The sequence below is a fragment of the Mesorhizobium sp. M7A.F.Ca.US.002.01.1.1 genome, assembly GCF_004022955.1.
Lineage (GTDB): Bacteria > Pseudomonadota > Alphaproteobacteria > Rhizobiales > Rhizobiaceae > Mesorhizobium > Mesorhizobium ciceri.
The window spans coordinates 1-8,251 of sequence record NZ_RZQE01000260.1; the positions used below are offsets into that span (position 1 = coordinate 1).

The 8,251-nt window shown below is 65.4% G+C and carries 10 protein-coding genes; 6 read left to right on the plus strand and 4 right to left on the minus strand.

Going from position 1 to position 8,251, the window contains the following annotated elements; all coding sequences use genetic code 11:
* Positions 1–553 (plus strand): EAL domain-containing protein (locus EN932_RS22465; RefSeq protein ID WP_164769064.1); only part of this gene is annotated, 553 nt, incomplete at its 5' end.
* Positions 554–607: 54 nt separating this feature from the next.
* Here EN932_RS22465 and EN932_RS22470 read toward each other — a convergent pair.
* Positions 608–802, minus strand: coding sequence for a hypothetical protein (locus tag EN932_RS22470; RefSeq protein ID WP_024501638.1), 195 nt, complete (start codon positions 800–802; stop codon positions 608–610).
* Between the two features lie 207 nt (positions 803–1,009).
* On the opposite strand from EN932_RS22470, the gene EN932_RS22475 reads away from it, so the two are divergent.
* Positions 1,010–1,741 (plus strand): 3-keto-5-aminohexanoate cleavage protein, encoded by a 732-nt coding sequence (locus EN932_RS22475; RefSeq protein WP_127369119.1) that lies wholly within the window; start codon positions 1,010–1,012, stop codon positions 1,739–1,741.
* A gap of 35 nt (positions 1,742–1,776) precedes the next feature.
* Here the strand turns inward: EN932_RS22475 and gcvA are convergent, their stop codons facing one another.
* Positions 1,777–2,679, minus strand: coding sequence for a transcriptional regulator GcvA (gcvA, locus tag EN932_RS22480; protein ID WP_127369120.1), 903 nt, complete (start codon positions 2,677–2,679; stop codon positions 1,777–1,779).
* Between the two features lie 127 nt (positions 2,680–2,806).
* Between gcvA and EN932_RS22485 the strand changes: the two genes are divergently transcribed.
* On the plus strand, positions 2,807–3,511 hold the full coding sequence (locus EN932_RS22485; RefSeq protein WP_013530747.1) for an SDR family oxidoreductase: 705 nt from the start codon (positions 2,807–2,809) through the stop codon (positions 3,509–3,511).
* A 49-nt stretch (positions 3,512–3,560) separates the two neighbouring features.
* Complete coding sequence (locus tag EN932_RS22490) at positions 3,561–4,619, plus strand: Gfo/Idh/MocA family oxidoreductase (protein ID WP_127366159.1); 1,059 nt, start codon at positions 3,561–3,563, stop codon at positions 4,617–4,619.
* Positions 4,620–4,785: 166 nt separating this feature from the next.
* Here EN932_RS22490 and EN932_RS22495 read toward each other — a convergent pair whose 3' ends face one another.
* Complete coding sequence (locus EN932_RS22495) at positions 4,786–5,385, minus strand: DUF922 domain-containing protein (RefSeq protein WP_027160753.1); 600 nt, start codon at positions 5,383–5,385, stop codon at positions 4,786–4,788.
* A gap of 118 nt (positions 5,386–5,503) precedes the next feature.
* Between EN932_RS22495 and EN932_RS22500 the strand changes: the two genes are divergently transcribed.
* Positions 5,504–5,998, plus strand: a complete 495-nt coding sequence (locus EN932_RS22500; protein WP_244506842.1) for a hypothetical protein — start codon at positions 5,504–5,506, stop codon at positions 5,996–5,998.
* Positions 5,999–6,069: 71 nt separating this feature from the next.
* On the opposite strand, the gene EN932_RS22505 is transcribed toward EN932_RS22500, so the two are convergent.
* Positions 6,070–7,506: a PLP-dependent aminotransferase family protein gene (locus EN932_RS22505; RefSeq protein WP_127384749.1), complete on the minus strand. Its 1,437-nt coding sequence runs from the start codon at positions 7,504–7,506 to the stop codon at positions 6,070–6,072.
* A 35-nt stretch (positions 7,507–7,541) separates the two neighbouring features.
* Here EN932_RS22505 and EN932_RS22510 point away from each other — a divergent pair.
* On the plus strand, positions 7,542–8,251 hold a 710-nt coding region (locus EN932_RS22510), incomplete at its 3' end, for a pyridoxamine 5'-phosphate oxidase family protein (protein ID WP_164890571.1).

Consider the following 8,251-nt stretch of genomic DNA (forward strand, 5'->3'; position numbering starts at 1 on the left):
GTCGCGGCATGGTGCCGCCTTGCGTTCGGGGGCGCTGACGCTTGGCTTCAATCTGTCGGCGCAGACGCTGAGCGATCCGCAGCTTTGGGACTTCGTCGACAGCGTCATAGAAGAAACCGGGGCGCCGCATTCGGGCATCGGCTTCGAGATCACCGAAACCGCCGCCGTCACCAATTTCGATGCCGCCGAACAGTTCGTGCGCAAGGCGCGCGAGCGGCGCTGCCGGGTCGGCCTCGATGATTTCGGAGCCGGCATGAGCTCGTTCGAATATCTCCGGCGGTTCCCCGTCGACACGATCAAGATCGACGGTTCCTTCATCGAGCACATCACGCAAAGCCGCTTCGACCGCGAGATCGTGCTGGCCATCACCAGCATTGCCCGTAGCCTCGGTTGCGACGTGGTCGGTGAGAAGATCGAACGGCAGGACACGCTGGCCATGTTGAGCGACATGGGGGTCGCCTTCGGCCAGGGATTTTTGCTGCACCGGCCGGAGCCGCTCGAGCGAATTGTCGCGCGCGCAACCAAGGGAGCGACGGCCCGCAAGGCATCGTGATCCGGGTGCGGCGAGTTTCAGGCCAGGCCGGACTGGCCTGAAACTCGACACTTTCTATCCGGTTCGCCGCGCCGTCGATTGCGGGAACTCCAGCACTCCAGCCTCGGGTCGCCTGTGCTGCGCCTCCGTCACCGCTTCGATCAACAGATCGAGCGCGTCACAGGCGGCACGGCTCGTCTCGTCATTGCCTTGCAGATAATGATAGGCGCGTTCGAGGTGGATGCGGGCGGCTGAAAAATCGCTGGTCAATGGTCCCTCCATGATCCCGCCCTAAAAAGAGCTTGCCGGAGACGAGGGAACGCCGGGTAAATATCCACAAGCGGCTTTTATTCAAATGCCGCCGAATGTTGTGAGCAGGCGCGCGGCGTTGAAGCTGCCGATCTCCCCTACGAGGGGGAGATTGGCAGTTTCAACGCCGCACAGCTACACTGCGGCCCCTTGCGCAAGGTGACATCGATGATCGTCCAGGCCTGCATCAACGGCGCGCGTCCGCGCGATTTCCACCCGAAGCTGCCGCTGACCGCCGAGGCAATGGCCAGCGATGCGGCAGCCTGCGTCGCCGCTGGAGCGGCCGAACTGCATATCCATCCGCGCGGCACCGACGGACGCGAAAGCCTGGCAGCCGTCGACGCCACGGTGCTGGCGGTGCGCCGGACCTGCCCGGGAACACTGGTTGGCGTGTCGACCGGCGCCTGGATCGAGAACGACGTCGAGCGGACCCGCGCGGCGATCGCCGGCTGGCGAGACCTGCCTGACTATGCTTCGGTCAACCTGTCCGAACCGGATGCGCCCGCCGTGATGGAGTTGCTGCGCCAGCGTGGTGTAGGCATCGAGACGGGGCTTGCCGTCGTCGCCGATGCCGAGCGCTTCGTAGCGCTTCCCGGCCACAACCAGGTGCTGCGCAATCTGATCGAGATCGACATCCCCGATCTGTCCGCTGCACTCGATGAAGCGCATGGCATCGCCGCCGTACTCGAGCGCGCCGGGGTACGGCAGCCGATCCTGCTGCATGGCGTCGACACGACTGTCTGGCCCCTCGTCGAGCTTGCGCATCGCCAGCGCTGGTCGACACGGGTCGGTCTGGAAGACGGCAAGACGCTCGCCGATGGCAGGACGGCCAAGGACAATGCGGAAATCGTCGCTGCCGCCGTGGCGATCTTTCGCGGTGCGCCCGTCGTTGCCTCATAGGCAAGCGGCTTGACGTCTCCGTGCGTGCGAAGGTCTCACGACAAAGGTCGTCGCTCTCCAGCATCCAGCAACCATTGCCGCACGGCTTGCGTCGGCTCGGGATGGCGCTGTTTTCTCGGCATCACGACATAAAAATCCTGCGTGCCGCGCATTTCGCCGCTGACGGGCTGAACCAGACGGCCGGCGGCGAGGTCGGCGGCGACGAGAAAGCGGCTGGCCAGCGCAATGCCCTGGCCGGCCACCGCCGCGTCGATGGCGAGGCCGGTCTGGTTGAAGCGCATGCGTTTGAGTTCGGTCGTCATCTTCAGGCCGACCGCCTTTTCCGTGAATTCCGGCCACAGATTGTGGGCATCGTGCAGCAGTACGTGGTGCTGGATTTCGGAGGCCGCGATCTCGATCGCGCCGGCCGGCAGCAGGGCCGGGCTGCACACGGCGACGATCTGCTGGGGAAACAGCAGGTCGACGACCAGCCCGGCGCCGAAGGGTGGGCGGCCCTGCCTGACCGCGATGTCGACGCCATCGGCCTGGAAGCTCGACAGGCTTTCGCTGGCCAGTACGCGCAGGTCGACCAGCGGGTGGTGCGCGACGAAGTCGTGCAGTCTCGGGATAAGCCATTTGGTGGCGAAACTCGGCGTCACGCTGATCGTCAGCCGCGCCGGCTCGGGACGAAGCAGCAGCGTCGCCTCCGAGATCAGGTCGAAGGCGCGGCGGATGTTGGGGACATAGGCGCGGCCCTCATCGGTCAGCGCCAGGCCGCGCGGCAGCCGCTCGAACAGCTTCGTGCCGAGATCGGCCTCCAGCCCGCGAATGTGCTGGGCGACCGCCCCTTGCGTGACGTTGAGCTCTTCGGCCGCGATGCGGAAGTTGAGATGACGCGCCGAGGCTTCGAAGGCGCGCAGCGCATTCAACGGCGGCAAGCTGAGGAAGGTTTCGGGCATGCAGTAGTTTTTCTACAGGTTGATTTCAGGCATTCTGGTTCGAACCGACGGGGAAAACCAGCTATATCGACGCTCAACTCCCGAAAACACCGCTTGCGGTGCCCGCAAACCCTGAGAGGAAAATCCGATGAGTGTAGAAAAAGTAGCTGTGGTGGTGGCCGGCGGCAGCGGCATGGGGGCGGCGGCGGCCAAGCGGCTGGCGGCGGACGGCTTCAAGATTGCCATTCTTTCCTCTTCGGGCAAGGGCGAGGCGCTGGCCAAGGAGCTTGGCGGGCTCGGCGTCACCGGCTCCAACCAGTCGAACGACGATCTGCACCGCCTCGTCGACCTGACGCTGGAGCGCTATGGCCGCATCGACGTGCTGGTCAACAGCGGCGGCCACGGGCCGCGTGCGCCGATCCTCGAGATCACCGACGAGCAATGGCACACCGGCATGGACGTCTACCTCCTCAACGTCATCCGGCCGGTGCGCATCGTGGCGCCCCAGATGGTCAAGCAGAAGGGTGGGGCCATCATCAACATCTCGACGGCCTGGGTGGTCGAGCCGAGCCCGATGTTCCCGACGTCCGCCGTGTTCCGAGCCGGCGTTGCCGCCTACACCAAGATCTTCGCCAACACCTATGCCGCCGACAATGTGCGCATGAACAATGTGCTGCCCGGCTGGATCGACAGCCTGCCGGCCACCGAAGAACGCCGCGACTCGGTGCCGATGCAGCGCTACGGGACTTCGGAAGAGGTCGCCGCGACCATCGCCTTCCTGGCGTCGGAGGGCGCCGGCTACATCACCGGCCAGAACATCCGGGTCGACGGCGGCATTATACGCGCTATTTGAGGGCGTCGGCCGGGAGGGGATTCCGGCATCTCACCCCAAGGAGCAAATAATGCGGCTTTTGATACTCGGCACCGGCTGGATGGCGCAGGAACATGCCCGGCGCTTCAGCGCCATCGAGGGCGTCGACATTGTCGGCGCAGTCGATGTCGATCCGGCGCGGGTTGGCGAGTTCGCCGACAGCTTTGACATTCCCAACCGCTTTACCGCGCTGGAGGAGGCGCTGGCATGGGGCGAGTTCGACGCGGTGGCCAATGTCACGCCCGACCGCATCCACCACCCGACCACCATGGCGCTGATCGCCGCCGGCAAGCCGGTGCTGTGCGAAAAGCCGCTGGCCGAAAACTTCGGCAAGGCGACCGAGATGGCCGATGCCGCCGAGGCTGCCGGCATCGTCAACATGGTGAACCTCACCTATCGCAATGTGGCCGCGCTGCAGAAAGCGCGCCAGATGGTGCAAGCGGGCGAGATCGGCACCGTCAGGCATGTCGAGGCGTCCTATCTGCAGAGCTGGCTGGTGTCGAAATTCTGGGGCGACTGGCGCACCGATCCGAAATGGCTGTGGCGGCTGTCGCGCGGCCACGGTTCCAATGGCGTGCTCGGCGATGTCGGCATCCACATCCTCGATTTCGCCAGCTATGGCGCAGCCGTCGACATCGACCATGTATTCTGCCGGCTGCGCGCCTTCGACAAGGCGCCCGGCAACCGCATCGGCGACTACGGACTCGACGCCAATGACAGCTTCGCCATGACGCTGGATTTTTCCAACGGCGCCTTCGGCGTGGTGCATGCCAGCCGCTGGGCAACAGGCCATCTCAACGAACTGCGTCTGCGCATCTATGGCGAGAAGGGCGGCATCGAAGTGGTGCACAATCTCGACGGTTCGACGCTCAAGGCATGCGTGGGGGAGAATGTCGAGAACGCCATATGGGAAGAGCGCGACCCCGGCACGGTGGAGACCAACTACCAGCGTTTCACTGACGCGGTGCGCACGGGCGTGCAGGCCGAACCGTCCTTCCGCCATGCGGCCGAATTGCAGAAGGTGCTGGATCTGGCCGTGGTGTCGGACGAGAAGCGGGCGGAGCTGAGAGCGAACGCGGAAACGCGGTGAGGGCTCGCACCTCGCGCCCATACCGCAGTAGCTGGAAGGGGCCGAGTTCTGTCAGACTCCCCTCTGCCCTGCCGGCCATCTCCCTCGCAAGGGGGGAGATCGGCAGCTTCAATTGCTGCTCCTGGTAAGTCATCAGTGCCCGCCTCCTGATCCGTGTCAGGTGGCTTCAGGGGCCGGTCACGAGCGAAAAAACCAGTTTCTGCAAATTCCCGCCATTGCCGAATTCGATACGGTCGAAGTCGCGGCTTGCCTGCACCCGCGCCTTCGAGATCGCGTCGAGCCGCTTGACCACCTCGGCCCTGGTCTTGCTGCATTCGGGATCGTCGGCGACGGTCAGGCCGTCCGTCGCGGCTTGGATGTCGTGGACCATCTGGACCATGCTGGCGCCATGCACCTTCTCATGGGCGGCGACGCCGGCGATGAAGGTGTCCCAGTTCTTCTGGACGGCCGGCGGCAGGGAGCGGGAGGGTTTCGGCAAAGTGTAGGTGACGATCAGCTTCGGCCGCCCGGCCGTCAGCACGCAGTCCTTGCCGCTGGGCTTGTAATCCCTTAGCCCCCAGGTCAGCTTGAAATTGGTGTAGGCGATGGCGCGGGCAATGCCGAGCTTTGGCCCTTTCTCGCCGATCGAGCGGTAGAGTTCGGCGCCGGACTGGCCCGAGATCGCGTAGGGCTCGATCTTCTCGACCGGCTTCCACTCGGCATGAGCGGTGAGCGGCAAGGCCAGCAGGGCGGCAAAGGACAGACACAGGCGAATGCAGGCTCTCAATCCAACTCTCCGCGAAACAGGACCGGCTGCCGCAAGGGGCAATGCCATCGGATCGCTTTTTCCTATATGCTGGCGACGGGCGCTGCAAATGCCCTGAAGGCAGTCAATTGGGGGAGCCATGAGAGTTGCACATCTCGTCGTCGCCGGTGCGGTAGCGGTCCTGCAGGCCGCGCAACCGGCGTTTGCCGCGTCGTGCGGCGGCTGGAGCGCCAGGATGGAGGAAGACGAGGGCGGCAGCGTGCTGACGGCCTCGGTCTGCGGCGGGCCGAAAGGCGATGCGTATCTGATGCTGACCTGTTTCGACACGCCGGTGCTGAGCTACGATCTCGGCGCCAACGGCCAGCAATTGGAGCCTGGCATCAGCGGTTCGTTCGCGTTCAAGGCCGACGGCAAGACGGTAACTAAGGCGCTGCAGCTGGAGGCCATGTACAACTACTTCGTGGTCAACCTGGCGAAAGCCGATCCGCTGCTCGACCTGTTGCGCGGCAAGGGCGATGTGTCGGTCAGTTCAGCCAAATATGGCGAGATCAGCTTTCCGCTGAAGGGTTCAAGCGCGGCCATCGGCAAGGTGCTGGCGCAGTGCGGCAAGGCCCAGCCCGCCGATGGGGATTGAGGACTTCGTCATCCGAGGGCCTCCGAGACGGAGCTGCGCTCCTGCTTCGCCCTAGGATTGTTTGAGCAGGATCAGGTAGTTTGGCGGCCGGGACTGCGGCCCATCACCCCACCCAGTCGTACCGTCGCGGCCATCAGTTCCTCGTCCGAAAACCCGGAAAAACCCAGCACCAGGCCTTGCCGGGACGCCCCGCCGATGAACATCGAGGACAAGGCCCTGGCGCCGACACCTGCCGCCTTCGCCGCCTCGACGATCGCCGTGTCCGGCCCGGCGTGCTTCAGCGTCGCCATCAAGTGCAGCCCCTGTTCGGGCACGGTTACTTCGAGGGCATCGCCGCAATGCGTCTCGAGGCCGGCGACCAGCACGTCGCGCGCGGCTTGCACCCGGCGGCGCACGCGCCTGAGATGCGCGGCGAAATGGCCCTCGTTCAACAGGTCGGTCAGCGCGCCTTCGGCCAACGTCGAGGGGAAGCGGTCGGAGCGCGCCCTGACCGCCATGACGGCATCGAGCAGCGCTTCGGGCACCACGACATAGCCGATGCGCAGGCCGGGGAAGAGGATTTTCGAGAAGGTGCCGAGATAGGCGACACGGCCCGAGCCGTCCATGCCCTGCAGCGAGGTCAGCGGCGGGCCGGCATAGCGGAACTCGCTGTCGTAGTCGTCCTCGATGATCCAGGCATCGTTGCGCCGCGCCCAGTCGAGCAAAGCGAGACGGCGGCGCATCGTCATCGTCACGCCGAGCGGATATTGATGCGAGGGCGTGACATAGGCCGCGCGCGCCTTGGAGCACAGGCTTTCGCCGATCTCGGGATCGAGCCCTTCCGCGTCGACGGGTACGCCAAAAACCCTGGCCCCGCTGCCGGCCAGCACGGCGTGCGCCATGGGATAGCAGGGGTTTTCGATCCAGACGGCATCGCCGGGACGAAGTGCTGCACGCACCAGGAGATCGAGCCCCTGCTGTGTGCCCGACGTCAGCACGATCTGGCCGGCGTCGCAGCGCACGCCGCGTGCGGTCCTGAGATAGGTGGCAATTGCCGTGCGCAGCGGCAGGCCGCCGCGCGGATCGCCATAGCGGAAATGCTCCGATCCGGGGCGGGTGAGGTGGCGCGACAGAAGGATGCGAAACATATCAAGCGTGCGCGGATCGGAGACCGCAACGCCAAGGCCGCAAGGTAGCGACGCCGCGACCTCGATCTCCGCTGGACGCGGCTTGATCAGCGTCAGCGGCAGATGCGGCACATCAGGCGCGACGAAGGTGCCGGCGCCGACCTTGGCGACCGCAAACCCCTCCGAGATCAGCATTTCGAAACAGGTAACCGCCGCCGAACGCGACAGGCCGAAGCGCTGTGCGAGATCCCGGGTGGTCGGCAGTTTCGCCCCGGCGGCCAGCGCGCCGGTCTCGATCAGCCGCCTGAGCGCCGCATAGAGCTCGCGGCTGCGCGGGCCGTCGCCCGGCAGGACCGGGATCAGCGCCGACCAATCCGGAAAATTGGTCTGGTTTTTCTTCATGGGATTGGTTCTTTTATCGACCAATGTCATGGCGCATGGTTGGCAGACGACAACCAAGGATGCAAGCCGTGAACGACACGCCAGCCAGTTTTCCGACCACCAGCCGCAACCGCGTCAAGCGCCTGCACGAGCGCGGCAGCTACGACCATGCGGCAGTCTTCGCGGTGCTGGATGCCGGGCTGCTGTGCCATGTCGCCTATACGTTCGACGGCCAGCCCTATTGCACGCCGACCATCCACTGGCGCGAGGACGACATGCTGTACTGGCACGGCTCGTCGGCCAGCCGCATGCTGCGCAATCTGCGCGGCGGCACGCCGGCCTGTCTCACGGTGTCGCATCTCGACGGGCTGGTGCTGGCGCGCTCGGGCTTCAACCATTCGGCCAACTATCGCTCGGCGATGTGTTTCGGCACGGCGCGAATCGTCGACGAGCCGCAGGAGAAACTGAAGGCGCTGGCCGGCGTCGTCGACCGTTTCTATCCCGGCCGGAGCGAGACCCTGAGGCCGATCTCGGCGCAGGAGGCCAAGGCGACGACGGTGATCGGCATGCGTATTGAAGAGGCATCGGCGAAGGTGCGCGCCAAGGGCGTCGGCGACGACGAGGAGGATTACGGGCATCCGGTTTGGGCCGGCGTCATCCCGGTGCGGATGGTGGTCGGCGCCGCCGAGCCGTGTCCGAGGCTGATGCCTGACATGGAGCGGCCACGGAACCTGGCTGGATATGCCGAGGGCGCGCGGCTCGATGA